We start from the raw sequence: 25635 nt of genomic DNA on the forward strand, positions 1-25635 counted from the left end.
GAAAGGATGATGAGCCTGCCGGGACTTCGCCCCATGGCCGAGAAGCTGTTCTCCGACGTGCGCGAGCTGACCTTCGACGGGGTCGGCGTCACGCGGCAGAGCTACGGCCGCGGCGAATCGGACACCGCCGACTACCTGCGCGCCTTCGCCGCGAGCGAAGGGCTCGAGGTCCGCGCCGACCGGGCCGCGAACCTCGTGTTCGGCCTGCCGCAGACCGCGGCGGCGAGCGCGGTGACCTGGTGCGGATCGCACATCGACTCGGTGCCGCAGGGCGGCAACTTCGACGGCTATGCGGGCGTGGTCGCGGGCCTCCTGTGCCTGGTCGCGCAGAAGGCCGGCGGCACGCCCTACGCACGCCCGCTCGAGGTGGTCGCGTTTCGCGGCGAGGAGAGTGCCTGGTTCGGCAAGGCCTACATGGGCTCGGGCGCGCTGTTCGGCAAGGTCAGCGAGAGCGACCTCGCGCTCAAGCAGCGCACCACCGGCGAATCGATGGAGGCCTGCATGCGGCGCTGCGGTGCCGACGTGGAGGCGATCCGCGCGCAGCAGACGCTGCTCGACAAGGCACGCATCAAGGCCTACCTCGAGCTGCACATCGAGCAGGGGCCGGTGATGGTCGCGCGCCAGCTTCCGCTGGCCGTGGTCTCGGGCATCCGCGGCAACGTGCGGCACAACCGCGTGGTCTGCCATGGCGACGCGCAGCATTCGGGCGTGGTGCCGCGCTGGCTGCGCCACGACGCCATGTTCGCGGTCGCCGACCTGATCATGCGCATCGACGAGCACTGGCGCGTGCTGCTGGAGCGCGGCACCGACCTGGTCGTGACCACGGGCATCGTCAGCACCGACCCGGCCGAGCATTCGATCTCGCGCATTCCCGGGCAGGTGAGCTTCAGCCTCGAGGCGCGCAGCAAGAGCACGGACACGCTCGAGGCCTTCTACCGGCTGATGCGCGCCGAATGCGGCTCGATCGAGCGCGAGCGCGGCGTGCGCTTCGAATTCGACCGGCGCCTGCTCAGCGATCCCGCGACCATGGACGAGAAGCTCTGCGGCGTGCTGTCCGAGGCCTGCGCCGCGCAAGAGGCGGCCTTCGAGCTCATTCCCAGCGGCGCGGGGCACGACGCCTCGCTGTTCGCCAATGCCGGCATCCCGAGCGGCATGTTGTTCGTGCGGAACCAGAACGGTTCGCACAATCCGCACGAAGCGATGGACATCGAGGATTTCATGCTCGGCGTCGGCGCGATGGATGCGGCCTTCGCCCGATTGAAGTGAGCCTTCCCATGACCACCCGCATCACCCTGCGCCGCCCCGACGACTGGCACCTGCACCTGCGCGACGGCGCCATGCTGCAGACGGTGCTGCCCTACAGCGCCGCGCAGTTCGGCCGCGCCATCGTCATGCCGAACCTCAGGACCCCCGTGACGACCACCGCGCTCGCGCGCGCCTACCGCGAGCGAATCGTGGCGGCCCTGCCGCCGGGCGCCGACTTCGTGCCGCTGATGACGGTCTACCTGTGCGACGGCATGTCCGCCGACGACCTGTGCCGGGGCTTCGAGGACGGCGTGCTGACCGCGGCGAAGCTGTATCCGGCCGGTGCGACCACGCATTCCGAGCATGGCGTCACGTCGATCGTGAAGGTGGCGCCGGTGCTCGAGACGATGCAGGCCATCGGCATGCCGCTGCTGCTGCACGGCGAGAGCACCGATCCGGCCGTCGACGTCTTCGACCGCGAGGCGGTGTTCATCGAATCGACGCTGCGTCCGCTGCTGCGCGACTTTCCCGCGCTCAAGGTGGTGCTGGAGCACATCACGACCGAGGAGGCCGCGGACTTCGTCAGGGCCGATGCGAGCGGTCGCCTCGCGGCGACGATCACGCCCCAGCACCTGATGTTCAACCGCAACGCGATCTTCACGGGCGGCATTCGGCCGCACTTCTACTGCCTGCCGGTGCTCAAGCGCGAGCGCCACCGCCTCGCGCTGCGCAGGGTGGCGACCTCGGGCGATGCGCGTTTCTTCCTCGGAACCGACTCCGCGCCGCACCTTCGCACGCTGAAGGAGGCGGGTTGTGGCTGCGCCGGCATCTTCAATGCGCCGGTCGCGCTGCAGAGCTACTGCACCGTGTTCGAGGAGGAGGGCGCGCTCGACAGGCTCGAGGCCTTCGCGAGCCTCAATGGTCCGCGCTTCTACGGTCTCGCGCCCAACGAGGCGAGCGTGACGCTCGAGCGCGCGCCCTGGGAGGTGCCGCAGGACGTGGCGCTCGCGGCCGGCGGCGCGCTCCATCCCTTCCTCGGCGGCAGCCGCCTGCCCTGGGCCCTGCAGGACGCGCCCGTGCGCGAGCTGGTCGCGGCGTGAGTTCCCGCATCGCCTCGCGCCTCGACGGGGACCGCGGGTATCCAAATTCGCCTATAGTTTCTTTTTCGATCCATAAAGTGGAAAACGAGATGGAAGCTGCGAATTCGACCTTCAAGTCATCGATCGACTACGTGGCGCTGGGCAACCGCCTGCGTGCCTACCGGGTGGGCGCCTCGTTGCTGGCCGAGGACGTGGCCGAGCGGCTGGGCATCTCGCGCGCGGTCGTGTACCGGCTCGAGAAGGGCGAGATCGTCAAGATCGAGACGCTCGAGCGCCTGGCCCACCTGCTCGACACCACGCTGGCGTCGCTGCTCGGCGTGGAGGTGGAGTACTACTCGACCGCGCTGGGCCTGTTCGAGCGCATGCGCCAGCTCGAGGAGTCGTCCGACCGCATCCTCGCGCACTTCGAGCCGATCTCGCTGCTGCTGACCTCGGAGGACTACCTGCCGATCCTGCGCCAGATGCTGATCGAGGCCTCGCCCAAGGGCGCGGGCAAGGGGCCGACCTCGGCCGACATCGACAAGATGCTGCAGATCATGCAGGAGCGCCGGGCCTTCTTCCAGCGCCGGCGGCCGCACATCGTGAGTCTGATCGGGCTGCGCGAGCTCGAGCGCTTCGTCGATACCGGCCTGGTCGGTCGTATCGACCTGCCCGAGAGCGTGCGCACCGAGCGCCGGCTGGCGGCGCGCCGCGAGGTCGAGCGGATCGCCGATCTGATGGAGAGCGAACCGATCGACGTGCAGATCGGACTGATCGACGACGCCATGCCGACCGCGACCTTCCAGGTGTTCTCCGGCCGCGCCGGCAGCGTGCTGGCCGTGAGCCCGTTCCGGCTCGGCGAACTGCCGAACGTGCGCAACGGCATCGCGACCGTGACCGCCTCGCCCGAGGCGGTGCGCATGTACGAAACCATGATCGGCCGGCTCTGGAAAGCTGCCTACAAGGGCAAGGCGGGTGCGACGCACCTGCGCAAATTGCTCGACCGAATTCACTAGCCGAAGGCACGACCGCCATGACCACTGCCCCAGACCCGACTCCGACCCGCCTCGATGTCGCCGCCCGGCTGCTCGATGCCGGCTGCGTGACGCTGCGCACCGACGAGCCCTTCCGGCTTCCCTCGGGATGGGCGACGCCGGTCTACATGGATTGTCGGCGGCTCATTTCCTTTCCCGAGGCGCGCCGTGCGCTCGTGGGCCATGCCGTCGAATTGCTCAAAGCCGATGGCTGCCTGGCCGGCGTCGGCTCGATCGCGGGTGGCGAGTCCAGCGGCATCGCGCTGGCGGCCTGGATCGCGGATGCGCTGGACCTGCCGATGCAGTACGTCCGCAAGCGTGCGATCGGCGCCCGCCAGGTCGAGGGCGTGGTGCGCGCCGGCGAGCGCGCGCTGCTGGTCGACGACATGATGGCGGCCGGCGCATCGAAGGCCAATTTCGCGCGCGCGCTGCGCGCCGCGGGTGCCGAGGTCGGCGATGTGCTGGTGCTGTTCGACTACGGCATGTTCGGCGCCGACCGCATGCTGGCCGCCCTGGGGCTCAAGGTCCATGCGCTCGCGAACTGGCACGACATCCGCGCGGTCGCGGCACAAAGAGGAAGTTTCGGCCGCGAGGTGATCCGAGTTCGACGATTTCCTGCGCGATCCGGTCGCGTGGTCCGCGGCGCACGGCGGCAAGGGTTCCATCACTGAGCACATCGAAAGCAACGCACCATGAACTTCCAGGACATCAGCACCCGCTTCGCGAACGACCTGTCGGGCTCCGACGCCTTCAAGCTGCTGTACCGCGGCGCCTTCGACCTCATGAAGTCGGACCTCGACAACGCGGGCCTCTATTTCGTCATCGGGGTGGCGGCGCAGGCCTTCGTCCAGAAGTACGAGGACCAGGGCATCACGGTGGAATTCGCCGACAACGCCAAGGCCACGATGGTGGCGTTGAACACCCGGATCTTGGCCGCGTTGGCCGCCGAGCCCGTGCAGCGCTTGCGCATCCTCGGCGAGGTCGCGACCGAGTACGAGTGGAACGTCACGGCGTTCTGAACGCGCTGCGTCGGTCATGGCGTGTGCGCGCGCCATGACCCATTCGCTCAGAGATCGAGGACGAGCCGCGCGGAACAGCTGCGCGACACGCACGGCAGCATCAGCGTGCCCGACGCCTTCTCGGGCTCGGTGAGGAAGGAGTCGCGATGCTCGGGCCGGCCCTCGAGCACCGTGGTCATGCAGGTGCCGCAATGGCCTTCCTCGCACGAGGTCTCGATGTGCACGCCGTGGGCGCGCAGCACCTCGACGATGCTCCGGCCCGCTTCCACCTGTGCCGAGATGCCCGAGGCGGCGGCGCAGACCTCGAACGCGGCCTGCGGCGCCGATGCCGCGGCGGGCGTCGAGCCCGCGCCGAAATACTCGAAGCGGACCTGGTCGGCCGGCCAGTTCGCCGCGGCCTGCCGCACGAGCTCCATGAAGGGGCGCGGTCCGCACAGGTAGAGGTACTTGCCCGGCGCCGGATCGCCCACGATCGCTGCCAGCAGCTCGGGCAGCGCGTCGGGGCCGTAACCCTGGTGGTGCCTCACGGAAGGGGCCAGGGCCGCGTCCTCGAGATGCCGGCGGAAGGCGACGTGTTCCGCCGACTGCGCGAAGTAGTGCAGCTCGAGCGCTCGTCCGGCGCCGCTCAGGTGCGAGGCCATGCACAGCAGTGGCGTGATCCCGATGCCGCCCGCGACGAGGATGAAGCGCTCGCCGTCCTGCGCGAGCGGGAAGTGATTTCTCGGCGCGCCGATGGTGAGGACATCGCCTTCGTTCACGGCCTCGTGCATGAACCGGGAGCCGCCGCGCGAGCGCGGATCGCGCTTCACGCCGATGACATAGCGCCCCTCGCCATGGGGTGCGCACAGCGAGTACTGCCGGGTTTCGCCCCCGCCGACATCGACATCGATGTGGGCGCCGGGCTCGTAGGGCGGAAGCGCTTCGGCGCCGATGGCGACCAGTTCGAAGGAACAGATGTCGGTGGCCTCGGGCACCTTGCGTTGGACTTTGACTTGCATGGGTATCGACGGAGTGGGTGGATGGATGGCGTTCGGTTCGGTGTTCAGGCGGCTGGACCGGCTTCGGCCACGACCTCGCAGATGTAGGAGCGGTGCGGCGCCGAGCCGCTGATCGGGTCGAGATCGCCGTCGTCGACCAGCAGGTTGAAGTTCGAGCCCTGTTCGGAGAGCGGTGCGTGCGCGGGCAGGCCCAGTTGCTCGTTGCCCTGCCACCAGCCGTACTGCGCGCAGACCACGCGTGGATCGAGGCTGGCATCGAGCGTGGCCTTGAAGCGCACCGAGCCGCTCGGCGAACGCACGCGCACCCACATGCCGGGCTTGATGCCGCGCGCGGCTGCCGTGGCGGGATTCATGGCCACGAGCGGATCGGGGGCCTTGCTGCGCAGCGACGCCACCTGCCGGTGCTGGCTGTGGCAGTACTGGGGCAGCTTGGCCGAGGTCAGCACGAGCGGGAAGTCCGAGCTTCCTTCGCGAAGCCGCAGCTTCGGCAGCGGCGGCACGTACACCGGCAGCGGCGACTGGCCATGCCGGTGCAGCAGCGCCGAATAGATCTCGACCTTGCCGGTGTCGGTCGCGAAGCGGAAGCCCGCGCCGTGGTGCTTCTGGTAGCGCGTCTCCAGCGGGTAGCGGATGCCTTCGGGGTGCTGCCGCAGTGCCTCGAGGCCGATGCCCAGCGGCTCGAGCATGTAGCGCATGCCCTCGTCGATGTCGCCGCCCCAGAACCGGTCGGCGAGCCCGAGCCGCTTCGCGAGCTCGAAGACCACCCAGGCGTCGGAGCGGCTGTCGCCCACCGGCGCCACCATCCGCGGGCGCAGCTGCACCAGTTCCTCGGCGCCCTGGTTCACCTCGAAACCGATGCGCAGCGCCTCGCGCTCCCAGGGCGTGCCGATCGGCAGCACCACGTCGGCGTAGTGCGCGGTCGGTGTCAGCGTCACATCGGCATGCACGAAGAAGTCGAGCTGGCGCAGCGCCTCGGCACCGCGCAGCGGGTTGGCGTGCGCGAGCAGCAGGTTGGCGCCGAAGCCGATCACGCCGCGGATCGCGTAAGGCTTCTCTTCGAGGATGGCGCGGTACAGCGTGTCGCTGCCGATGCAGCCCTGCGCGGCCGGGCCGAGCGGAAGCTCGTCGATGCCCACGCATTTCGCGAGCTGCGCCGCCGACAGCAGCTCCTTGCCCGATGCCTTGCGCGCCGGCGGATGCGCGAAGTCCACGTTGCCGCCGGCCGCGTCGAAGCTGCCCGTGAGCGCGTAGAGCAGTGCGATCGCGCGGTCGGTCTGCGTCGCGTTGGTGTGCTGGCCGACGCCCGACCACGCGTAGTAGCTGACGGGGCGGTGCGCGAACAGCAGCCGCGCGGTGTCGCGCACCTGCTGCGCGGGGACCCAGCAGAGTTCCTCGGCGCGCTCGGGCGACATGGCCTCGCACAGCTCGGCATAGAGCGCGAAGGCGGGCCGGCATCGAACGGGGCCCGTGGTCGTCTGCAGCGTCATGGCGCCGAAGAGCGCGAGGGTGCAGTCCTGCGATGCGTAGCTGGCCGTGCCGGGGTCGTAGGGCACGATGGATTCGCTCGCCTCTTCGAAGGCCACGAGCCGCTGCGAGGCGAGGCCCGTGAGGTCGGCTTCGCGCAGGAACGCGCCCGTGTCCTCGCGCACCAGCAGCGGCCCGTTCGAGTGCCGGCGGATGAAGTCGATGTCGTATTCGCCATTGCGGATCATCTCGCCGGCGATGGCCAGCGCCAGCGCGCCGTCGGAACCCGGCCGCACGCGCAGCCATTGGTGGGCACGCATCGCGAAGCCCGCCTTGCGCGGATCGACCACGACGATCTTCGCGCCGCGCGCGAAGGCTTCCGTCACGCCCGTCGCATGGTCGAGCCAGGTCGCCGACGGGTTGTGGCCCCACAGCACGATGCACTGCGTGTTCGAGAAGTCCGGCGCGCCGATGCCGCGCCCGAAGGTGAAGCCGTGCGCGACGTCCTTGTGCCAGTTGCAGATCTCGGTGCCGCGGCACAGGTTCGGGCTGCCGAAGGCATTGACCAGACGTTCGATCCAGACGATGCCGTCGGACAGCGGCGAGCCGCTCGGCGAAGTGATGGCGAAGGACACCGACTCGGGACCGCTCTCGTCGCGGAGGCGCCCGATGCGTTGCGCGACGAGGTCCAGTGCCTCGTCCCACGAGGCCTGGCGCCAGAGCGGATCGGCGGCCTCCTTCGGCGCCGTGCGTATCAGCGGATGCAGCAGCCGCTGCGGATTGGCCACCAGTTCGGGTGCCGCGCGGCCCTTCACGCAGAGGGCCTTGCCGGTCGGGTGGGCGGGGTTGGCTTCCTGGGCGATCAGCACGCCGTCCTCCACCACGCTGATCGAACCGCAGCGCGAGCGGCAGAGGGCGCAGAAGCCAGGGATTTTTTCGGCCATAGTTCCAGTGCCCAGGCGGAGGTGGAAGTCCGGCCTGGCGCATGATTATATATAAAATAAAGAAAGTATATATACTTTGAGAAAAGGCGCAACATGAAGGAAAGCAGCTCGCAAGTGGCCGCGGGGTCGGTCTACGAGACGCTCCGCTCCGAGATAGCGACGGCCGTGCTCGAACCCGGCGCGCCGCTGAAGCAGGACCACCTCGCCGCGCGCTTCGGCGTCAGCCATGTGCCGGTGCGCGAGGCGCTCTCGCGGCTCGTCGCCGCGGGGCTGGCCACCGCCCGGCTCAACAAGGGCACCTCGGTGGCCTTCCTGAGCGCGCGCGAGGCGGTCGAGCTGATCGAGCTGCGCTGGCTGCTCGAAGGGCGGCTCATCGAGCTGGCCGTGCCGCATCTCTCGCGCGCCGACATCGCGCGTGCCACCGGGCTGCTGGACGAGCTCGGCAAGGCCAGGCAGGTCGAGGAGGTGTTCCGCCTCAACCATGAATTCCACGCGAGCCTCTACGCCAAGGCCGACCGGCCGCTGCTGTTGCAGTCGGTCGAGTCCGCGCGGCTCAACCTCGGGCGTTATCTCTACCTGCCGTGGAAGTCGAAGACCAACGTCGATCGCTCCGAGGCCGAGCACAAGAAGCTGCTGCGCCTGTGCCTGGCCGGCGATGCGCAGGGCGCGAAGGCGATGGTGACGGAGCACGTCATCCATACCGGCAAGCTGATCGTGGAGATCATCGAACAGCAGAAGGTGAACGTCGGCATCGACTAGCCCCAGGCGAAGCACGGGCTGTTGCGTTGCAATCCGCGATTCGTCGCGATAATGGTGCCCGTGCACGTCCTTCGAAAACTCTCGACCCTGCATCGCCTCGTGCTGGCGTGGTTCGTGCTGTCCCTGTCCGTCGCGGTCGCGTCGCCGATCGTCAAGCCTCAGCAGATCGACATCGTGTGCTCGGCCTCGGGCCACGTCACGATGGTCGTGCAGACCGAGGATGGCGCGGTGCCGATGGGCAGCATGGGCATGGACTGCCCGTTGTGCGTGATCGGCGGCCTGCCGCCCGCGGTCGCGCAGGTCGAGGTGCCGATGCCGGCACCGCTGTCCTACGCCCTGCGTTCGATCCCCGCCGCGCGCATCGCCGCGGCCACCGCCGCGCCGCTGCCGGCGCGCGGGCCTCCTTCCTTCCTCTTCGCCTGAACCGCTGAATCCGTCGCACGACGGACCCTGGCGTCGCCTCGTGGGCGCGCCGGTCCGCGCGCGGCGCCCATCGTTCGTCGACGGCATGCGCGGCCACGCGCCGCTGCGCCGTCAGCGCAGCCACGCGCTGCGAGAAGAGAGATCCCGTGCCTTTCATTGCCATTCCCCACGGCCGTGGTGCCGAGCGCCTGCGCGCGCGTGCGCTGTCCTGCTTCGCGCTCGGCGCCTTCGCCGCGCCCTTCGCGCACGCCCAGGTCCAGACCACGCTGCAAGCGATCGAGGTCGACCCGCCACCCGCGCCCGCGCCCAACGGGCGCCTCAACCTCGACACGCCCTCCGAGACCGGCAGCCGCCTGGGCCTGACGCCGCGCGAGACGCCGGCCTCGGTCAGCGTGGTCGACCGCGCCACCATCGAGGCACGCGGCGCGCAGGACACGCAGGAGATCCTGCGCGCGGTGCCCGGCATCACGGCGCACAACGCGCCCGGCAACATCGGCGTGAGCTACCGCGGCTTCGGCGCCGGCTCGCTGAGCCAGATGTTCAACGGCATCAACGTGCAGTACTCGATCGCCGCGCGGCCGGTCGACAGCTGGATCTACGACCGCGTCGAGGCCATCGGAGGGCCCTCGAGCTTCCTGTTCGGCGCGGGCGCGGTCGGCGGCTCGATCAACTACATCAGCAAGATCGCCGAGCGCGGCGACCTCACCGAGGCCCGGCTGCGCCTGGGCACGCAGCAGCTCAAGGAGGCCTCGATCGGGCTCAACCGCCGCATCGCGGGCGATGGCGGCGCGGGCAGCCACTACGCGCGCATCGACCTCAACCGCAAGGACGCCGACGGCTGGACCGACGGCACGCGCACGCGCGCCACGCAGCTCGCGGCCTCGCTGCTGTCGGACTTCGGCGGCGGCTTCACGCACACGCTGGCCTACGAGTACCAGGACGAGTGGGTGGACCGTCCGTACTGGGGCACGCCGCTGCTCAATCCCGTGGTTGGCAGCCTGCGCGTGGACCCGGCCACGCGCTTCAAGAACTACAACAGCGCCGACGGCCTCTATGCGCAGCGCGTGCAGTGGTTGCGCTCCATCGCGGACTGGCGCGTGTCCGATGCGCTGCAGCTGAAGAACACCTTCTATGCCTACGACGCGCTGCGCGACTACCGCAATGTCGAAAGCTACCGCTTCAATGCGAGCAACACGGCCGTGATCCGCTCGGCGGCTTTGCTGCAGCGCCATGACCAGCAGGTGGTGGGCGACCGCATCGAGGGCCTCTATAAGGGGCAGCTCGCGGGCCTGCGCAGCGACTGGTCCTTCGGGCTGGACTTCAGCGTCAACAAGCAGACGCGCTTTCCGAACAGCCTGCCGGCCACCGTGAGCACGGTGAACCCCTACCTCTTCGCCACCGAGCCCTTCTTCGCGGTGCCGGGCATGCGGCCGGGCTTCAACCCCGACCGCGACAACAAGGTGACGACCACCGCGCTGTCGATCGAGAACCGCACGGCGCTCGCGCCCTCGCTGCACCTCGTGAGCGCGCTGCGCCACGATCGCATCGAGCTCGCGCTGACCAATCGGCGCGCCATCAGCGCCAGCGCGCCGGCCAGCTACCAGCGCAACTACAACCCGACCACGGGACGCGTCGGCCTGGTATGGGACTTCGCGCCCGGCGCCAACCTCTATGCGCAGTACGCGACCGCGGCCGATCCGCCCTCGGGCGTGCTGTCGACCGCCTCGTTCGCCGACGTGATGAACAACAGCGAGCTCACGACCGGCCGGCAGGCCGAGGTCGGCGCCAAGCTCGACTTCTGGCAGGGCAAGGGCACGGCGACCGTGGCGGCCTACCGCCTCTCGCGCAAGAACATCGCCACGCAGGACCCGAACAACAGCGCGCTGACCGTGCTCGTGGGCGAGCAGTCGTCCAGGGGCGTGGAGATCGCGGTGGGCCTGCAGCCCACACCGCAGTGGTCGCTGCAGGGCAACCTGAGCTACGTCGACGCGAAGTACGACAACTTCATGCAGAACGGCGTGTCGCTCGCGGGCCGCACGCCCACCAACACGCCGGCGGTGGTGGCCAACCTCTGGGTGTCGTACGCGATCACGCCCGCGCTGCAGGCCAGCGTGGGGCTGCGCCACGTGGGCAAGACCTACGCCGACGCGGCCAACAGCGCGCGCTGGCCGTCGTACACGCTGGTCGATCTGGGCCTGTCGTGGAAGATCAACCGCTCGCTCACGCTGGTGGGCCGCGTGCGCAATGCCACCGACCTCATCTACGCGGCCAACCTCGGCAGCACCTTCGCCTACCTGGGCGCGCCGCGCACCGGCGACCTCAGCCTGCACGTCGCGTTCTGAGGAGGGCGATTCCATGGCCCATTTCAAGCGCTGGCTGTTCCTGCTGCACCGCTGGCTCGGCATCGTGGTGTGCGCCTTCTTCGCGATGTGGTTCGTCTCGGGCGTGGTGATGATGTACGTGGGCTATCCCAAGCTCACCGAGTCGGAGCGGCTGCTGCACCTGCCGCCGCTCGCGGCCGATGCCGCGCTGCTCGGGCCGCGCGAGGCGCTCGATGCGGCGGGCATCGCGGGGCCGCTCAAGGAGCTGCGCCTGGCTGTGGCCAGCGGCGGCCGCGCCGTGTATCTCGCGCAGCCGGCGGGTGGCAAGGGCGCCAAGGCCGGTGTGGTGATCGACGCGGCCACCGGCACGCCGTTGCGCCATGTCGACCGCGAACTCGCGATGGCCAGCGCCGCGGCCTTCGTGGGGCCGGGTGTGGGCCTGGTGTACGAGGGCACGCTCGACGAGGACGCCTTCACCCATTCGCGCGCGCTCGATGCGCACCGGCCGCTGCACCAGGTGGCCCTGGTCGATGCCGCGCACACGCGGCTCTATGTCTCGGGCCGCACCGGCGAGGTGGTGCGCGATGCGCCGCGCGCCGAGCGGCTGTGGAACTACGCGGGCGCGTGGATCCACTGGCTGTACCCCTTGCGTGGCGGTGCGCTCGATCCGTACTGGGCCGACATCGTCAACTGGCTCTCGATCCTGGGCATCGCGGTCACGCTCATGGGCACGGCCGTCGGCATCCTGCGCTGGCGCTTCGCGAGCCGCTACCGCAGCGGCTCGCGCTCGCCGTACCGCGGCTTCATGATGCGCTGGCATCACATCACGGGCCTGCTGTTCGCGGCCGTCACGCTGACCTGGATCTTCAGCGGCCTGATGTCGATGAACCCCTGGCGCGTGTTCGACAGCGGCGCGCCCGCGCTGCGCATCGAGGCGATGAATGGCGGGCCGCTCGCGCCGCCGGCCGATGCCGCCTCGCCCCAGGCGCTGATCGCGGCGGCGGGCGGCACGGTGCGCGAGCTGCGCTGGACCCGCACCGCGGGACGCGATCTCGTGCTCGCGCGCGGCACCGCATTGCAGCCCACGGTGCTCGATGCCGCGAGCGCCGCGCCCACGGCGCTGGACGCCGACATCTTGAAGGCCGCGGTCGCGAAGCTCTCGAGCGCGCCGGTCGCGCGCATCGAGGTGCTGACCGCCTACGACAGCCATTACTACACGCGCGAGCCGCACACCATGACCGGCGGCGGCGACAAGCCGCTGCCCATCTGGCGCGTGGTGTTCGCGGACGAGGCCGGCACCTGGGCCCACGTCGATCCGCGCACCGGCGCCTTGCTGAACCGCAGCGACAGCCATCGCCGCGCCAGCCGCTGGCTGTTCGCGATGCTGCACAGCTGGGACTGGCGCCCGCTGCTCGAGCGCCGCCCGCTGTGGGACCTGGCAATGGTGCTGCTGAGCCTCGGCGGCGCGGCGCTGAGCCTCACGGGCGTGGTGATCGGCTGGCGCCGGCTGGGCCGCAAGCTGACGCCGAAGCCGGCGGCCCGGCGCATTCCCCCATTCACTCCCTCGAAGGAACATCCATGACCCGCGTACTCACCACGACCCGCCGCCGCCTGCTGCTGGGCACAGCCTCGCTGCCCCTGTGGGCCGCGCTGGCCGCCTGCGGCGAATCCGAGCCGAAGCCGAGCTTCACCGGCACCGACATCACGGGCGCCAACTACGGCCGCGACTTCGCGCTGAGCGATCCCGACGGCAAGCGTCGCACGCTGGCCGACTTCAAGGGCAAGGTGGTGATGATCTTCTTCGGCTTCACCCAGTGCCCCGACATCTGCCCGACCGCGCTGACGCGCGCGGCGGAGGTCAAGCAGCAGCTGGGCGCGGCCGGCGACGACCTGCAGGTGATCTTCGTCACCGTCGACCCGGAGCGCGACACGCCCGAGGTGATGCGCGCCTACACGGCGGCCTTCGACCCGAGTTTCCTCGGGCTGCGGGGCGACCTCGCGCAGACCGAGGCGACCGCGAAGGAGTTCAAGGTGTTCTACGAGAAGGTGCCCACGCGCACCTCGTACACCATGGACCATTCGGCCTTCACCTACCTGATCGACCGCAAGGGCCGCATGCGCGTGGTGATGCGCTATGCGCAGAGCGCGAGCGAATTCACCGCGGACGTGCGCGCGCTGCTGGCGGCGGGCTGAGGGAAAGTCCCCATGCGCGGCGTCGCTCGCGCATAAGTTTTCGCCCGTCGCGCAAAGGACGCGCCGCGCGGCCGTCTATAGACTGCCCCGCATGCAGACCGTCCCGACGCCCGCCGTGGCCCCTCCGTTCTTCTCTCCCTCGCGTCGCGAGGGCGAGTTCGTCTTCGTGAGCGGCCAGATGGCCTTCGACGCCCGGTGGCGCATCGAGGGCGAAACGGTCGGCGAGCAGACGCGGCGCTGCCTCGGTCGCATCGGCGAGATCCTTGCGGCCGAGGGCCTGGGGCTCGCCGATGTCGCGAAGACCACCGTGTGGCTCTTGCGCGTGGAGGACTTCGCCGAATTCAACCGCAGCTATGCCGAATGCTTCGACCCTGCCGCGGGCCCCGCGCCCGCGCGTTCGACGGTGCGCGCCGACCTGATGGTGCCGGGCGCGCTGGTCGAGATCGAAGCCATCGCGCATGCACGCCGCGCCCGCCGCGCACCTGGAGCCTGACGCCATGAGCACCACATTCCCAGCCGCTTCCGAACTGCCCGACCTCGACCTCGAGGCCATCCGCGAGACCGCGCGCGCCAATGCGCAGGCGCTGCTGCGCACGCCGGTCGCGCCGCTGCACGGACCCACGGTCGAGCGCCTGCTCGGCCGCGCCGACGTGCACATGAAGCTCGAGCTGTTCCAGCGCACCGGCACCTTCAAGGCGCGCGGCGCGCTCAACGTGGCGCGCCGACTGTCGAGCGAGCAGAAGGCGCGCGGCATCACCGCGATGAGCGCCGGCAACCACGCGGTGGCCGCGGCCTTCGCGGCGCGCGAGGCCGGCGTCTCCGCGAAGATCGTGGTGCAGGCTTCGGCCAATCCGGCGCGCGTGGCGATGGCGCGCGCCTACGGCGCCGAGCTGCTGATCGCGCCCGACGGCGCCACCGGCTTCGCGATGGCCGAGGCGCTGGTGCGCGACGAGGGCCGCACCTTCATCCATCCCTTCGAGGGCGAGGGCACCTCGCTGGGCACCGCCACCGTGGGGCTCGAGTTCGCCGAGCAGGTGCCGGGCCTCGACACGGTGCTGGTGGCCGTGGGCGGCGGCGGCCTCGGCAGCGGCGTGGCCACCGCGATCCGCAAGCTGATGCCCGGCTGCCGCGTGATCGGCATCGAGCCCGAGGGCGCCGACGTGATGCGGCGCAGCTTCGAGGCCGGCTCGCCGCAGCGCATGGAGAAGCTCTCGACCATCGCCGACAGCCTGGCGCCGCCGATGACCACGCCGATGGCCTACGGGCTGTGCCGCCGCCACATGGAGCGCATCGTGACCGTGAGCGACGACGAGATCTGCCGCGCGATGGCCGTGATGTTCCGCGATGCCAAGCTGGCGGTGGAACCGGCCGGCGCGACGGCGCTGGCCGCGCTGCTTGGGCCCCTGCGCGAGGAATTGCGTGGGCAGCGCACCGGGCTGATCGTCTGCGGCGCGAACCTCGATGCCGAGACCTACGCGCGCCAGCTCGCGCGCGGCGAGCAGTTGCTCGAGGCCTGAGCGCCGGCTTTCCCTCTTCGTTGCGTTCGTTGTTCCGTGGCCGGTGGGTGCGCGTCGCGCCCGCCAGCCGCTCGTTGCCGTCCGTCCCTTGTCTTTCGGAGAACCCCCGATGAAGCGTCGCGCCTTCCTGCCCCTGCTGCCCGCCGGCGTCATCGCCGCTGCCTTGCCGCCGCTGGCCGCGGCGCAGCCGTCCGCCACGGCCGGCCGCACCATCCGCCTGGTGGTCGGCTATCCCGCGGGCGGCACGGCCGACGCGGTGGCGCGCCTCTATGCGGAGGAGCTGCAGAAGCGCCTGGGCGCCACCGTGGTGGTGGACAACCGTCCCGGCGCGGGCGGCCAGATCGCGGCCGAGCAGTTCCGTGCACTGCCGCCCGATGGCAGCGCGCTGCTGCTGGGCAACAGCCACATGTTCTCGACCCTGCCGCTGACCTCGCGTTCGGTGAAGTACGACCCGGTGAAGGACTTCGCGCCGGTGGCGCGGCTCGCGACCTTCGAGGTGGCGCTCGCGGTCAGCGCGGCGCAGCCCGCGAAGACGCTGCAGGAGTACCTCGCGCTGGCGCGCGCGAAGCAGGAGGCGCGCAGCTTCGGCGTGCCCGCCGCGGGCAGCTCGCCGCACTTCGTGGGCTACGTGGTCGGCAAGAAGGAGGGCATCGAACTGCTACCCGTGCCCTACAAGGGCGGTGCACCGCTGCTGGCCGACCTGATGGGCAACCAGATCCCGGCCGCCGTCGATGCGCTCGGCGGGTTCCTGGGCGCGCACCGCGCCGGCAAGATCCGCATGCTGGCCGTGACCGGCCCGCGCCGCGCGGCCAGCGTGCCCGAGGTGCCGACCTTCGGCGAACTGGGCTTCACCGCGCTCGGCAGCTCGAGCTGGGTCGGCCTGTTCGCGCCGCCCGGCACCTCGCAGGCACTGGTCGATCGCGTGAGCGCGGCCGTGGCCGAGATCGCGGCGCTGCCGTCCACCACCGCGAGCCTGGCCAACGTGGGCTTCGATCCGGCCGCCGGCAACCCGCAGCAACTGCGCGAGGCGGTGCGCGGCGAGCTCGCGCTGTGGCAGCCGATCATCCGGGAATCCGGCTTCCAGATCGATTGACGGACGCAGCGCCGATGATTCCGACCGACACGCTGTTCAGCGCCGACTATGCGACGGCGCGCCGCAAGTTCCTCGCCGCCTGCGCGCTGCGCGGCCTCGCGCCCGAGGTGCATGGCCATCCACTCGCGGGGGCGCAGGGCGAGGCGCTCGCCACCGACGTGGTGCGCATCGGCCCGGCCGACGCCCAGCGCGTGCTGGTGCTGACCTCGGGCGTGCATGGCGTGGAGCTGTTCGCGGGCTCGGGCTGCCAGATCGACTGGCTGCTGACGCAGTCGGCCGACGACCTGCCGCCCGACACCGCCGTGGTGCTGGTGCATGCGATCAATCCCTGGGGCGCTTCCTGGCTGCGGCGCTACACCGAGGACAACGTCGACCTCTGCCGCAACTTCATCGACCATGCGCAGGCGCCGTCCTCGCACAAGTACGAGCCGCTGCATGCGGCGATCGCACTCGATCCCGGCGATGCCTCGGCCGTGGCCGCGGGCGATGCGCTGCTCGCGGACTTCGCGCGCAGCCATGGCAGCGAGGCGCTCTACAACGCGCTGATGGCCGGGCAGTACGCCTTCGCGCAGGGCATGGGCTTCGGCGGCCAGGCGCCCACCTGGTCGCGTCTGACCATCGAGGCCGTGCTGCGCCGCCATGGCGCCTCGGCGCGCGAGGTCTGCCTGGTCGACTACCACACGGGGCTCGGCCCCTACGGCTATGGCTCGCTGGTCGCGCTGCAGCAGGGCGAGGCGCTGGCGCGCATGCGCGAGGTGTTCGGCGAATGGGTGGTGGCGGTGCACGATAGCGGCGCGCCCGAGGACTTCGCGCCGGTCACGGGCCACAGCACGCCGGGCTACGAGCGCGCGCTGCAGCAGGCGCGCGTGACGGCGGCCGTGCTCGAGTTCGGCACCGCGCGGCCGCAGCGCATGCTTGACCTGCTGGTGCGCGACCAGCGCGAATGGGCGACGGGCATCGGCCGCACGCAGCTGTCGGACACGCGGCGCGAGTTGCTGCGCTTCTTCTATCCGGGCGAGCCCGCGTGGCAGCGCAGCCTGGTCGACCAGTCGCGGCAGGTGATCGTGAACGCGCTGCGCTGGTTGGGCGAGGCCTGAAGCCTCGACGTCCTAGGCGTCGTCGACCTGCGCCAGCGAAGTGCGGAAGGCCTGCAGCAGGTCGTCGAAGTCGGCACGCCTGCGGCCTTCGGCGACCGACAGTGCGGACACCGTTACCGGGATGCGCGGCGAGACGGTGCGGATCGACAGCGATTCGCCGCGCGAGAAGCCCGCGGTGAAGGAGTCGATCACGCAGGGGCCGAAGCCGTCGAGCGTGAGCAGCAGCGCCGACTGGTAGGTCTGCGCCGAGAGCCGCGTGCCCGCGAACACCGCGCTCTCCGACAGCAGGCCCAGCAGGGCCTTGCCGACGAGATCGTCCTTGTCGATCCCGATGAAGTCGCGTGCCGCGATCTCGGCGATCGGCATGTCCGCAGTGTCGGCGCGCTTCCTCGCGCCGGCTTCGCGGCGCTCGACCCACACCAGGTGGCCCGTGCCCACCACCTCGGCATCGACCGGGGGCGCGTCGATCTCGCCATAGGCGATGCCCAGGTCGCATTCGCGCAGCGCCACCGAGCGCGCGATCTCGTCGGAATGGAGGATCTTGATCGAGACCGCGCTGCGCGGATGGCGGGCCTTGAACGACGCGAGCGCGCGCGACAGGCAGGTGGTGGACAGCGAGGGCACGATCGCGACGCGGAACTGCGCGAGGTGGTCGGGCCGCAGCGACTGCGCGAGGCGCCGCAGTTCGTCGACCTGCTCGAAGATCTTCTGCGCCCGCAGATGCAGTTGGCGCGCCTCGGGCGTCGGCTTCATGCCGCCCTTGTCGCGCACGAACAGCGCATAGCCAAGTTGCTGCTCCGCATGCTTGAGCGTCTGCGTCACCGCGGGCTGCGTGACGTTGAGGATGCGCGCCGCGGCACTCACGCTGCCCGACAGCATGATCGCGTTGAAGACCTCGATGTGCTTGAGTTTCATAGGGGGGCCATTAGAAGACCTTATCGCCTTGCGTCAAATTCTGATTTGACGCTCCCGGGCCCTGGATCGGAGACTTCGATGCATGGAAAACAACCGGGGCGCGCCGATCATGGCGCACGCCGGAAGTCGATGGCAACAACCGGCATCGGGAACCTATGGCGCATTCATTGGCGGTGGACCACACCGCACGACACGAGATCGATCCAGGCCTGTTCGACACGCCCGAGGTGCGGCAGGCCTGCGTCGACCTCGCTGCCTGCTTTCGCATGGCTGCGAGGCTCGGCATGGAAGAGGGCATCTGCAACCACTTCTCGGCGGTGGTGCCGGGTTTCGACCACTGCTTCATCGTCAACCCCTTCGGATTGGCGTTCGACGAGATCCGCGCCTCCGACCTGATCATCTGCGACTTCGACGGCCGCGTGCTCAAGGGCGACCGGCCGCCCGAGATCACCGCGTATTTCATCCATGCGCGGGTGCACAGGAGCCTGCCGCGCGCCCGCGTCGCGTTCCACACGCACATGCCGTATGCGACCAGCCTCGCGCTGGTCGAAGGTCAGCCGCTGCAATGGGCCGGCCAGACCGCGCTCAAGTTCTACGGGCGCACGGCGGTCGACGACTTCAACGGTCTGGCGCTCGATGCGAGGGAAGGCGACCGCATCGCGGCGGCGATCGGCGACGCCGACGTGGTGTTCATGCGCAACCACGGCGTGATGGTGGTCGGCGCGACCATCGCGGAAGCGTGGAACGACCTGTACTACCTCGAGCGCGCCTGCGAGGTGCAGGTGCTGGCCGAGTCCACCGGCCGCAAGCTCAGTCCCGTGCCGCCTGAACTGGCCGCGGCCACCTATGCGCAGATGCGCAGCGGGGGCAACGAAAGCGCGGTCCAGCACCTGGCGAGCATCAAGCGGCGCCTGCTCAAGACCGACCCCGATTACCTGCTCTGAATGCCACTCCTCGAACCTCTCATGAAATCCCGTCTTCCGCATCTCGCCATCGCCGCCCTCGCATTCGCCTGCCTGGGCGCGAACGCCGCCGAACTGACCGGCCGCCTCAAGACCATCAAGGAGCGCAACACCATCACCGTGGCCTACCGCGAGTCCTCGATCCCGTTCTCCTACCTCGGGGGCAACGGCCAGCCCATCGGCTATGCGCAGGACATCTGCCAAAGAATCGTCGATGACATCAAGACCGCCATCGGCAGCCCGGACCTCGTGGTGAAGCGCCAGGCCGTGACCTCGCAGAACCGCATCCCGCTGATCCAGAACGGCACCATCGACCTCGAGTGCGGCACGACCGTCAACAACCCCGAGCGGCAGGCGTTGGTGAGCTTCAGCACCACCTACTTCGTGGTGGGCACCAAGTTCGTTTCGCGCAAGGCCGACAAGCTCGCCACGCTGCAGGACCTCAAGGGCAAGACCGTCGTGGCGACCACGGGGTCGAACACCGTGATGCGCCTGCGTGGCATCGACCGCAAGGAAAGCCTGAACCTCAACCTGATCCAGGCGAAGGATTTCTCAGACAGCATGCTGACCTTCACCTCGGGCCGCGCCGATGCCTTCTTCGAGGACGACATCAACCTGGTCGGGCAGATCTCGTTCTCGCTGAATCCGGCCGATTTCAGCCTGAGCACCGACACCCTGAGCCGCGATCCCTATGCGGTCATGCTGCCGCGCGGCGAGCCCGAGTTCAAGGCCGTGGCCGACAAGGCCATCGCGCGGCTGTTCGCCAGCGGCGAGATCAAGGCGCTCTATGACAAGTGGTTCCAGTCGCCGATTCCGCCGCGTGGCGTGAACCTGCATTTCCCGATGAGCGATGCGCTGGCCAAGGTGATCGCGAAGCCGACGGATTCGCCGAATCCCTCGGACTATTGAGCCAAGGGATTCGCATGCCCGGCACCCGCAAGGTCGGCATCCTGGGCGGCATGGGTCCCGCGGCCGGCGCGGATTTTTTGCGGCTCTTCGTCGGCGCCTGCGAGGCGCGGTTGCGAGCCAGCGGCAGTCCCGTGTCAGACCAGGCCTTTCCCGAACACTGGCTCGCGCAGCTGCCGGTGCCCGACCGCACCCTGGCCTGCTCGAGGACGGCCCTTCGCCCTTCGAAGGAATGACGAGCGGCATCGAGGGCCTGCGCAGCCACGGCGTCGCGAGCATCGCGATCGCGTGCAACACCGCGCATGCGTGGCACGCGAAGCTGCAGCGCTCGCATCCCGACGTGGAGTTGCTGCACATCGTCGAGGAGACCGCGAAGTACCTCGCGGCCCAGCGCATCGAAGCTGTGTGCCTGCTCGCGACCCAGGGCACCTACAGCCTGGGCTTCTACCAGGCGGCGTTGGCGCAGCGCGGCATCGCCTGCCATCTGCCGATGGAGCCGGAGAGAGAGCAGGTCATGCGCGGCATTCGCGATGGCGTGAAGGCCGGGGACCTCGGGCTCGCGACGCGGCTGTTTGCCGAGGTGGCGCGGCGGATGGTCGAGCGGCATGGGTGCGACAGCCTGCTGCTGGCTTGCACCGAGATACCGCTGGCGCTGCATGGTGTGCCGGGGCATGCGGGGGCGCGGTTGGTGGATCCGGCGGATGTGTTGGCAAGGGCGTTGGCCAATCGGGCGTATGAGATGGGTTGATGCCGAGCGCAGGCGCAGTGAGCCACTGGCTTTGGATATTCGGGGCCTTAAGGCCTTGACGCATTGGCGCAGTTGCGGAATGCCGTTCGGTATCTGCGTCGGCAGCCAGGCTGCACATGGATGTCGTCCCGTGCGTGCCATCGGAGTTCGAATAACGCGCTAGCCGAAATGTGTGGATGCCGATGTCGCGCTTCTCATGATTCTTGGCTGCCCTTGCTCGGCGGCTAGTTTGAACTACGGCGAACAGTGGGTATGCGCTTCACCACAGATGTTGGACGATGCGCCGCGAGCGTCTGCTTTGCAGCGGCTACCGAAATTCGGGCCAGCGCGAATGGGTACTATCGGCCAAGAGTTGCCACTCGTGAGGGGCGCTAGATTCGCGTCATATCGTCAACTGCGCTCCTCCTTGTTCATCCTCCACAAGAACTCGCTCAGGAACTTCATTCATGGTGAAAAAACTTCTTGTGCTGCTTGCGGCATTCGGCTTCATCGGATGTGCCACGGCTCAGACGCGTTCTGCGGAGATTAAAGCCGCCGACGGGACGGTAGTTGTTGTCAATGTCGACCCGGTCACTCGGAAGGTGACGGCCGTTGAGTCTGCAGATGCGGTTATGCGCGGCGTGGATATGGTTCTGGGGCCTGCAGGGATGCGCGGCTCGGAAATGTCGCTTCGGTGGCATTTCGCCGTTTTCTTGCGGAGAGATGTTCAGCCCCAAAGAATCGTTGTCGAAGACGTGACGGCTTCTCCGGTTCGCCTCTTGGTCGACGATGTAAGTCCGAGTCTCGAAGGCCAGGTTTGGGCGAAGTCTTCAAGAGCCGTACCTCTTGCCGGCCCGCTACTCGCCGATTTCAATAGCGGCGATTTTTGGGGTGCCATTTTCAAAGTCAGCATTACGTTGCCGAACGACACAGTGACACATCTATATCAATACGCTGCTTACGGGCCGAATAGGAGGGCCGAGATGCTCAGAACTGCGTTGGAGGCGAACAAGTAAGCATTTTTGTGTGCGGTGACGAGCTCGCGGCACCGGTGGCAAATCTAGCGCGATAGCGACCCTTCGAAAGACCGCTTGCTGCTCAAAACTATGGCCGCTTTGGGGAACAGCCTACCGTCTCGTATGGGGTCCGCAGCAGTCCTTGCTAGCATGTCCGGTTGAATCCGCCGCCAAAACCAGACTTTCGTGCGAACCTTCCCCTCACAATGATTTCTCCCGAGGAAGCCACCGAATACGCTGAGACCTTTATCGCCGACAAGCGCCAACGATATCGTTGCGGCGTGTTTGCTTCGATAAAGCACCATCCTTCACGGAATAGGGAGGATGCCAGTGGAACCTACTACGTTGAGTTTTCGTATGCTGGGCCGTCTGCTCGGGTTCGAACGACCCCACCTCGTGACCACCCTACCGTCGTTTTGGTGAATGATCAGACTGGTCAATGCGAAGTGATGTATTGGATGTAGGTGGGCGGGCTGCTTCATGCTTTGCTCGTGTGCCAGGCTTCGGCTATATGCGGACCTTCGCTCGTTCCTTAAATGCTATCTACGCACACCCTCAAGCTGCTCGATGAGCTCTGCGCAAAGTCGCATGCTGCATACCCAGAGGGAGGCATGCTTTGGACCTTTTTAGAGGCTGCGAATCAAGCTCATTTTCGGTTCAAGGACTCCCGCCGAGAACCACAGGCCGGCGCCATGGATTTGGAGCAACTTGGGGCTTGGCTTCAAGGCGCTCTTGGCGGGCTGAACAACTTTCAAGCGTCGGTGTCGGCAGCGTCAATCGGCGCCGCCAGTGAGCTTTTGCAGGCGCTGAAGGATGACCTGCAGGTAGATGAGTTTCTGTGGGTCTTCGACGATGGGGGAACCGACATGACCGGCAACATCTACATGGCCCGCAACTCAGATAATCGCTACTTCGCGCTGGAAATGTGGTGGTCTTCAGACTGAGTTAGTCCCTTGGAATGATTGGTGGCTGTGTCCGCTTTTGAAAATCATCTGTGGCCGCTTTGGGCCCGAACCGAAGTTCAGCTCTGCCGAAAGCAGACATCCAGGGCGCATGGCACGTTCACCAAAGTCGCTTGGGCGCCCCGGGCAAACTCTCCAGAGGAAACGGAAACTTGGGCTCCATGCCGCATTGACGAGAATCTCCTGTTCGAATGCTCGAGGCAGTGCCCGGTCGTTCAAGCGTGAAAAGGCTCTCGTCCCAGCACCCGCGCCAGATCGTCCAGCAATGCCCGCTCCCGCGCATCGAGCGCCGATGCATCGACATGGCGCCAGTTGCGTTCGTAGGTGCCCCAAGCCTCCTCGGGCGTGAGCTCGGTGTCGGGCGCCAATTGCCAGCCAAGACGTCGCAACTGCGGATAGTCGGCGACTCGTATGCCGCCGGGGACGGGCACGGGAGCGGTGGCCTGCGTCGATGCGATCACATCGACATCGAGCCCCAGCGCCGCGATGGCATTCATGTAGGCACCCATCGTGACCGAGGGCTCGCCGCGTTCGATGCGGGCCAGCGTCATGCGAGAGATGCCCGCGGCCTCTGCCGCGGTGCTGGCGCTGATCTTCAACGCCTTGCGGCGCTCATGGATGCGCCGGCCGAACGCGGTGAGGCGGTGGTCGGACGTGGGAGCGATGGGAGGGGCTGCGGCGGGCATATCTGTATCTCATCGTAGACAAAATTCGAAATTTGTCTGAAACGAGATACGGGTTCGGGCCTATAGCCCGACCCGCACCAGCCGATATCAGAGCCCCAGCGCCTTCGCCACCCCCGCCCCATACGCCGGATCGGCCTTGCTGCAGTTGTCGATGTGCCGCCGCTTGATGAACTCCGGCGCATCGCCCATCGCGCGTGCCGTGTTGTCGAACAGCGCCTGCTGCTGCTCGGGCTTCATCAGGCGGAACAGGTCGCCGGGCTGCTTGTAGTAGTCGGCGTCGTCCTCGCGGAAATTCCAGAAGTCGGCGTCGCCGCGCAGCTTGAGCGGCGGCTCGCGGTAGTCGGGTTGTTCCTGCCATTGGCCGAAGCTGTTGGGTTCGTAGTGCAGGGTGCCGCCGTAGTTGCCGTCCACGCGCATGGTGCCGTCGCGGTGATTGCTGTGCACCGGGCAGCGCGCGGCGTTCACGGGGATCTGGTGGTGGTTGACGCCGAGGCGGTAGCGCTGCGCGTCGGAGTACGCGAACAGGCGCGCCTGCAGCATCTTGTCGGGCGACACGCTGATGCCGGGCACGAGGTTGTTGGGCGCGAAGGCGCTCTGCTCGACGTCGGCGAAGAAGTTCTCGGGGTTGCGGTTGAGCTCCATCACGCCGACCTCGATCAGCGGGTAGTCCTTCTTGGGCCAGACCTTGGTGAGGTCGAAGGGGTGGTAGGGCACCTTCTCCGCATCGGCCTCGGGCATGACCTGCACGTAGAGGGTCCACTTGGGGAAGTCGCCGCGGCCGATCGAATCGAACAGGTCGCGCTGGTGGCTCTCGCGGTCGCCGCCGACGAGCGCGGCGGCCTCGGCGTCGGTGAGGTTCTGGATGCCCTGCTGCGTCTTGAAGTGGAACTTGACCCAGAAGCGCTCGTTGGCCGCGTTGACGAAGCTGTAGGTGTGCGAGCCGAAGCCGTGCATGTGGCGGTAGCTGGAAGGAATGCCGCGGTCGCTCATCACGATGGTGACCTGGTGCAGCGCCTCGGGCAGCGAGGTCCAGAAGTCCCAGTTGTTGGTGGCGCTGCGCATGTTGGTCTTGGGATCGCGCTTCACCGCCTTGTTGAGGTCGGGGAACTTGCGCGGATCGCGCAGGAAGAACACGGGCGTGTTGTTGCCCACCAGGTCCCAGTTGCCTTCCTCGGTGTAGAACTTCAGCGCGAAGCCGCGGATGTCGCGCTCGGCATCGGCCGCGCCGCGCTCGCCGGCCACGGTGGTGAAGCGCGCGAACATCTCGGTCTTCTTGCCGACGGCGCTGAACAGCTTGGCGCGCGTGTACTTCGTGATGTCGTGCGTGACGGTGAAGGTGCCGAAGGCGCCGGAGCCCTTGGCGTGCATGCGGCGCTCGGGAATGATCTCGCGGTTGAGGTTGGCGAGCTTCTCGATCAGCCAGACGTCCTGCATCAGCAGCGGGCCGCGCGGGCCGGCCGTGAGGCTGTTCTGGTTGTCGACCACGGGCGCGCCGAAGGCGGTGGTCAGGGGTGTCTTGTTCTGGGGATCGGATGGGTTGCTCATGGGGCGTCCTCTCGTCGTGGGTTGAAAGCGGGTCCACTCTACGAGCATCCGATGACCTTTCCAAACGACCTCCGTGGGGGGACGGGGGATACGATGGAATGATGCGGCGCGGCGCGGAATGGAGTAGGCAATCGGCCCGGCCCTCCGCGCGCCATCGCCGGCCCTAGCCGCGCATCCGTTCGACCGCGTCGATCCAGCGCACGAAGGCCGCCATCTGGTCGGTCACGAACTTGAGCGTGGTGTCGTCGGTGCAGCGGCCGGTTTCGGCGTCGAACTTGGTGGGCGCGTGGCCGATGAAGACCTCTGGCTTGACCAGCGGCATGGCGTTGAGGAACAGCATGACCTTGCGCAGGTCGTACTGCACGCGCGCACCGCCCAGCGGGCCCGGCGCGGCGCTGACGATCGCCACCGGCTTGGCGTTGAAGGGCTGGTCCTCACCGCGGCTGAGCCAGTCGATGAGGTTCTTGAGCCCGCCGGGAATGCTGAAGTTGTACTCGGGCGTGGCGATCAGCACGCCATCGGCGGCGCGGATGCGCTCGCGCAGCGCGGCGACCGATGCCGGCAGGCCGCGCGCGTAGTCGTCGGCATCGAACACGGGCACCTCGCGCCATTCGAGCAGGGTGAGGGAGGCCCCTTCGGGCAGGACCTCGCGCGCGAGCTGGACCACGTGGCGGTTCACGGAGGCGGCGCGCAGGCTGCCGCAGAGGGCGACGATGTCGCGGGTTGTCAT

The 25635-nt window shown here is 68.4% G+C and carries 26 protein-coding genes; 20 read left to right on the forward strand and 6 right to left on the reverse strand.

The annotated features are described in order from the left end of the window. The first annotated feature begins 9 nt into the window (after positions 1-9). The 5 genes from R0232_RS34415 to R0232_RS34435 all read left to right on the forward strand — a co-directional run bounded on the left by R0232_RS34415 (position 10) and on the right by R0232_RS34435 (position 4377). Positions 10-1266, forward strand: coding sequence for a hydantoinase/carbamoylase family amidase (locus R0232_RS34415; RefSeq protein ID WP_431513792.1), 1257 nt, complete (start codon positions 10-12; stop codon positions 1264-1266). Continuing rightward, positions 1263-2345 (forward strand): dihydroorotase, encoded by a 1083-nt coding sequence (pyrC, locus tag R0232_RS34420; RefSeq protein ID WP_431513793.1) that lies wholly within the window; start codon positions 1263-1265, stop codon positions 2343-2345. The genes R0232_RS34415 and pyrC overlap by 4 nt, the downstream gene beginning before the upstream one ends. An 89-nt stretch (positions 2346-2434) precedes the next feature. Then, positions 2435-3340, forward strand: coding sequence for a helix-turn-helix transcriptional regulator (locus R0232_RS34425; RefSeq protein WP_431513794.1), 906 nt, complete (start codon positions 2435-2437; stop codon positions 3338-3340). Positions 3341-3357: 17 nt separating this feature from the next. Beyond that, positions 3358-4029: an orotate phosphoribosyltransferase gene (locus R0232_RS34430; RefSeq protein WP_431513795.1), complete on the forward strand. Its 672-nt coding sequence runs from the start codon at positions 3358-3360 to the stop codon at positions 4027-4029. 21 nt (positions 4030-4050) lie between these two features. Continuing rightward, on the forward strand, positions 4051-4377 hold the full coding sequence (locus R0232_RS34435; RefSeq protein ID WP_431513796.1) for a hypothetical protein: 327 nt from the start codon (positions 4051-4053) through the stop codon (positions 4375-4377). A 47-nt stretch (positions 4378-4424) separates the two neighbouring features. On the opposite strand, the gene R0232_RS34440 is transcribed toward R0232_RS34435, so the two are convergent. Beyond that, positions 4425-5375 (reverse strand): PDR/VanB family oxidoreductase, encoded by a 951-nt coding sequence (locus tag R0232_RS34440; protein ID WP_431513797.1) that lies wholly within the window; start codon positions 5373-5375, stop codon positions 4425-4427. 44 nt (positions 5376-5419) lie between these two features. Beyond that, positions 5420-7783, reverse strand: a complete 2364-nt coding sequence (locus R0232_RS34445; protein WP_431513798.1) for a molybdopterin-containing oxidoreductase family protein — start codon at positions 7781-7783, stop codon at positions 5420-5422. A gap of 93 nt (positions 7784-7876) precedes the next feature. Here R0232_RS34445 and R0232_RS34450 point away from each other — a divergent pair, with 93 nt between their 5' ends. The 9 genes from R0232_RS34450 to R0232_RS34490 all read left to right on the forward strand — a co-directional run bounded on the left by R0232_RS34450 (position 7877) and on the right by R0232_RS34490 (position 17186). Continuing rightward, positions 7877-8542, forward strand: a complete 666-nt coding sequence (locus R0232_RS34450) for a GntR family transcriptional regulator (RefSeq protein ID WP_431513799.1) — start codon at positions 7877-7879, stop codon at positions 8540-8542. Between the two features lie 60 nt (positions 8543-8602). Continuing rightward, positions 8603-8965, forward strand: coding sequence for a DUF2946 family protein (locus R0232_RS34455; RefSeq protein WP_093346157.1), 363 nt, complete (start codon positions 8603-8605; stop codon positions 8963-8965). A gap of 155 nt (positions 8966-9120) precedes the next feature. After that, positions 9121-11307, forward strand: a complete 2187-nt coding sequence (locus R0232_RS34460) for a TonB-dependent receptor (protein ID WP_431514676.1) — start codon at positions 9121-9123, stop codon at positions 11305-11307. Between the two features lie 13 nt (positions 11308-11320). Further along, positions 11321-12868, forward strand: coding sequence for a PepSY domain-containing protein (locus R0232_RS34465; protein WP_431513800.1), 1548 nt, complete (start codon positions 11321-11323; stop codon positions 12866-12868). Next, positions 12865-13479 (forward strand): SCO family protein, encoded by a 615-nt coding sequence (locus R0232_RS34470; RefSeq protein ID WP_431513801.1) that lies wholly within the window; start codon positions 12865-12867, stop codon positions 13477-13479. The genes R0232_RS34465 and R0232_RS34470 overlap by 4 nt, the downstream gene beginning before the upstream one ends. Positions 13480-13570: 91 nt before the next feature. Beyond that, positions 13571-13972 carry a RidA family protein gene (locus R0232_RS34475; protein WP_431513802.1) on the forward strand — a complete coding sequence of 134 codons (402 nt, stop codon included), beginning with the start codon at positions 13571-13573 and terminating at the stop codon, positions 13970-13972. 4 nt (positions 13973-13976) lie between these two features. Further along, the gene (locus R0232_RS34480) at positions 13977-14996 is read left to right on the forward strand and encodes a pyridoxal-phosphate dependent enzyme (protein WP_093346161.1); all 1020 of its coding nucleotides are present in this window, start codon (positions 13977-13979) and stop codon (positions 14994-14996) included. A 109-nt stretch (positions 14997-15105) separates the two neighbouring features. Next, positions 15106-16089 carry a tripartite tricarboxylate transporter substrate-binding protein gene (locus tag R0232_RS34485; RefSeq protein WP_431513803.1) on the forward strand — a complete coding sequence of 328 codons (984 nt, stop codon included), beginning with the start codon at positions 15106-15108 and terminating at the stop codon, positions 16087-16089. A gap of 14 nt (positions 16090-16103) precedes the next feature. Next, positions 16104-17186 (forward strand): DUF2817 domain-containing protein, encoded by a 1083-nt coding sequence (locus R0232_RS34490; RefSeq protein ID WP_431513804.1) that lies wholly within the window; start codon positions 16104-16106, stop codon positions 17184-17186. A 12-nt stretch (positions 17187-17198) separates the two neighbouring features. On the opposite strand, the gene R0232_RS34495 is transcribed toward R0232_RS34490, so the two are convergent. Beyond that, positions 17199-18101 (reverse strand): LysR family transcriptional regulator, encoded by a 903-nt coding sequence (locus tag R0232_RS34495; protein WP_431513805.1) that lies wholly within the window; start codon positions 18099-18101, stop codon positions 17199-17201. A gap of 155 nt (positions 18102-18256) precedes the next feature. Between R0232_RS34495 and R0232_RS34500 the strand changes: the two genes are divergently transcribed. The 6 genes from R0232_RS34500 (at position 18257) to R0232_RS34525 (ending at position 22656) form a co-directional block, all read left to right on the forward strand. Further along, positions 18257-19045 carry an aldolase gene (locus tag R0232_RS34500; protein WP_431513806.1) on the forward strand — a complete coding sequence of 263 codons (789 nt, stop codon included), beginning with the start codon at positions 18257-18259 and terminating at the stop codon, positions 19043-19045. A 21-nt stretch (positions 19046-19066) separates the two neighbouring features. After that, complete coding sequence (locus R0232_RS34505) at positions 19067-19972, forward strand: amino acid ABC transporter substrate-binding protein (RefSeq protein ID WP_431513807.1); 906 nt, start codon at positions 19067-19069, stop codon at positions 19970-19972. 14 nt (positions 19973-19986) lie between these two features. Beyond that, complete coding sequence (locus tag R0232_RS34510) at positions 19987-20205, forward strand: hypothetical protein (RefSeq protein ID WP_431513808.1); 219 nt, start codon at positions 19987-19989, stop codon at positions 20203-20205. Beyond that, positions 20202-20717: an aspartate/glutamate racemase family protein gene (locus tag R0232_RS34515; RefSeq protein WP_431513809.1), complete on the forward strand. Its 516-nt coding sequence runs from the start codon at positions 20202-20204 to the stop codon at positions 20715-20717. The genes R0232_RS34510 and R0232_RS34515 overlap by 4 nt, the downstream gene beginning before the upstream one ends. Before the next feature lie 446 nt (positions 20718-21163). Then, positions 21164-21712, forward strand: coding sequence for a hypothetical protein (locus R0232_RS34520; protein ID WP_431513810.1), 549 nt, complete (start codon positions 21164-21166; stop codon positions 21710-21712). A gap of 611 nt (positions 21713-22323) precedes the next feature. Next, a complete protein-coding gene (locus R0232_RS34525; protein ID WP_431513811.1) occupies positions 22324-22656 on the forward strand; it encodes a hypothetical protein in 333 nt (110 codons plus the stop codon). 233 nt (positions 22657-22889) lie between these two features. Here the strand turns inward: R0232_RS34525 and R0232_RS34530 are convergent, their stop codons facing one another. The 3 genes from R0232_RS34530 to R0232_RS34540 all read right to left on the reverse strand — a co-directional run bounded on the left by R0232_RS34530 (position 22890) and on the right by R0232_RS34540 (position 25635). Then, positions 22890-23360, reverse strand: a complete 471-nt coding sequence (locus tag R0232_RS34530) for a helix-turn-helix domain-containing protein (protein WP_431513812.1) — start codon at positions 23358-23360, stop codon at positions 22890-22892. A gap of 87 nt (positions 23361-23447) precedes the next feature. Further along, positions 23448-24905 carry a catalase gene (locus R0232_RS34535; protein ID WP_398493541.1) on the reverse strand — a complete coding sequence of 486 codons (1458 nt, stop codon included), beginning with the start codon at positions 24903-24905 and terminating at the stop codon, positions 23448-23450. 163 nt (positions 24906-25068) lie between these two features. Next, positions 25069-25635: an NADPH-dependent FMN reductase gene (locus tag R0232_RS34540; RefSeq protein ID WP_431513813.1), complete on the reverse strand. Its 567-nt coding sequence runs from the start codon at positions 25633-25635 to the stop codon at positions 25069-25071.

It is taken from the genome of Variovorax sp. DAIF25, assembly GCF_050711835.1.
GTDB lineage: Bacteria > Pseudomonadota > Gammaproteobacteria > Burkholderiales > Burkholderiaceae_C > Variovorax.

Excerpts from the sequence above, each read along its gene's own strand:
- R0232_RS34445 (WP_431513798.1), bottom strand. The coding sequence starts at position 7,783 with ATGGCCGAAAAAATCCCTGGCTTCTGCGCCCTCTGCCGCTCGCGCTGC.
- R0232_RS34525 (WP_431513811.1), top strand. The coding sequence starts at position 22,324 with ATGCTTTGGACCTTTTTAGAGGCTGCGAATCAAGCTCATTTTCGGTTC.
- R0232_RS34430 (WP_431513795.1), top strand. The coding sequence starts at position 3,358 with ATGACCACTGCCCCAGACCCGACTCCGACCCGCCTCGATGTCGCCGCC.
- R0232_RS34415 (WP_431513792.1), top strand. The coding sequence starts at position 10 with ATGAGCCTGCCGGGACTTCGCCCCATGGCCGAGAAGCTGTTCTCCGAC.
- R0232_RS34495 (WP_431513805.1), bottom strand. The coding sequence starts at position 18,101 with ATGAAACTCAAGCACATCGAGGTCTTCAACGCGATCATGCTGTCGGGC.
- R0232_RS34505 (WP_431513807.1), top strand. The coding sequence starts at position 19,067 with ATGAAATCCCGTCTTCCGCATCTCGCCATCGCCGCCCTCGCATTCGCC.
- R0232_RS34530 (WP_431513812.1), bottom strand. The coding sequence starts at position 23,360 with ATGCCCGCCGCAGCCCCTCCCATCGCTCCCACGTCCGACCACCGCCTC.
- R0232_RS34450 (WP_431513799.1), top strand. The coding sequence starts at position 7,877 with ATGAAGGAAAGCAGCTCGCAAGTGGCCGCGGGGTCGGTCTACGAGACG.
- R0232_RS34465 (WP_431513800.1), top strand. The coding sequence starts at position 11,321 with ATGGCCCATTTCAAGCGCTGGCTGTTCCTGCTGCACCGCTGGCTCGGC.
- R0232_RS34440 (WP_431513797.1), bottom strand. The coding sequence starts at position 5,375 with ATGCAAGTCAAAGTCCAACGCAAGGTGCCCGAGGCCACCGACATCTGT.
- R0232_RS34520 (WP_431513810.1), top strand. The coding sequence starts at position 21,164 with ATGGTGAAAAAACTTCTTGTGCTGCTTGCGGCATTCGGCTTCATCGGA.
- R0232_RS34485 (WP_431513803.1), top strand. The coding sequence starts at position 15,106 with ATGAAGCGTCGCGCCTTCCTGCCCCTGCTGCCCGCCGGCGTCATCGCC.
- R0232_RS34490 (WP_431513804.1), top strand. The coding sequence starts at position 16,104 with ATGATTCCGACCGACACGCTGTTCAGCGCCGACTATGCGACGGCGCGC.
- R0232_RS34500 (WP_431513806.1), top strand. The coding sequence starts at position 18,257 with ATGGCGCATTCATTGGCGGTGGACCACACCGCACGACACGAGATCGAT.
- R0232_RS34470 (WP_431513801.1), top strand. The coding sequence starts at position 12,865 with ATGACCCGCGTACTCACCACGACCCGCCGCCGCCTGCTGCTGGGCACA.
- R0232_RS34535 (WP_398493541.1), bottom strand. The coding sequence starts at position 24,905 with ATGAGCAACCCATCCGATCCCCAGAACAAGACACCCCTGACCACCGCC.
- R0232_RS34435 (WP_431513796.1), top strand. The coding sequence starts at position 4,051 with ATGAACTTCCAGGACATCAGCACCCGCTTCGCGAACGACCTGTCGGGC.
- R0232_RS34425 (WP_431513794.1), top strand. The coding sequence starts at position 2,435 with ATGGAAGCTGCGAATTCGACCTTCAAGTCATCGATCGACTACGTGGCG.
- R0232_RS34515 (WP_431513809.1), top strand. The coding sequence starts at position 20,202 with ATGACGAGCGGCATCGAGGGCCTGCGCAGCCACGGCGTCGCGAGCATC.
- R0232_RS34480 (WP_093346161.1), top strand. The coding sequence starts at position 13,977 with ATGAGCACCACATTCCCAGCCGCTTCCGAACTGCCCGACCTCGACCTC.
- R0232_RS34510 (WP_431513808.1), top strand. The coding sequence starts at position 19,987 with ATGCCCGGCACCCGCAAGGTCGGCATCCTGGGCGGCATGGGTCCCGCG.
- R0232_RS34475 (WP_431513802.1), top strand. The coding sequence starts at position 13,571 with ATGCAGACCGTCCCGACGCCCGCCGTGGCCCCTCCGTTCTTCTCTCCC.
- R0232_RS34540 (WP_431513813.1), bottom strand. The coding sequence starts at position 25,635 with ATGACAACCCGCGACATCGTCGCCCTCTGCGGCAGCCTGCGCGCCGCC.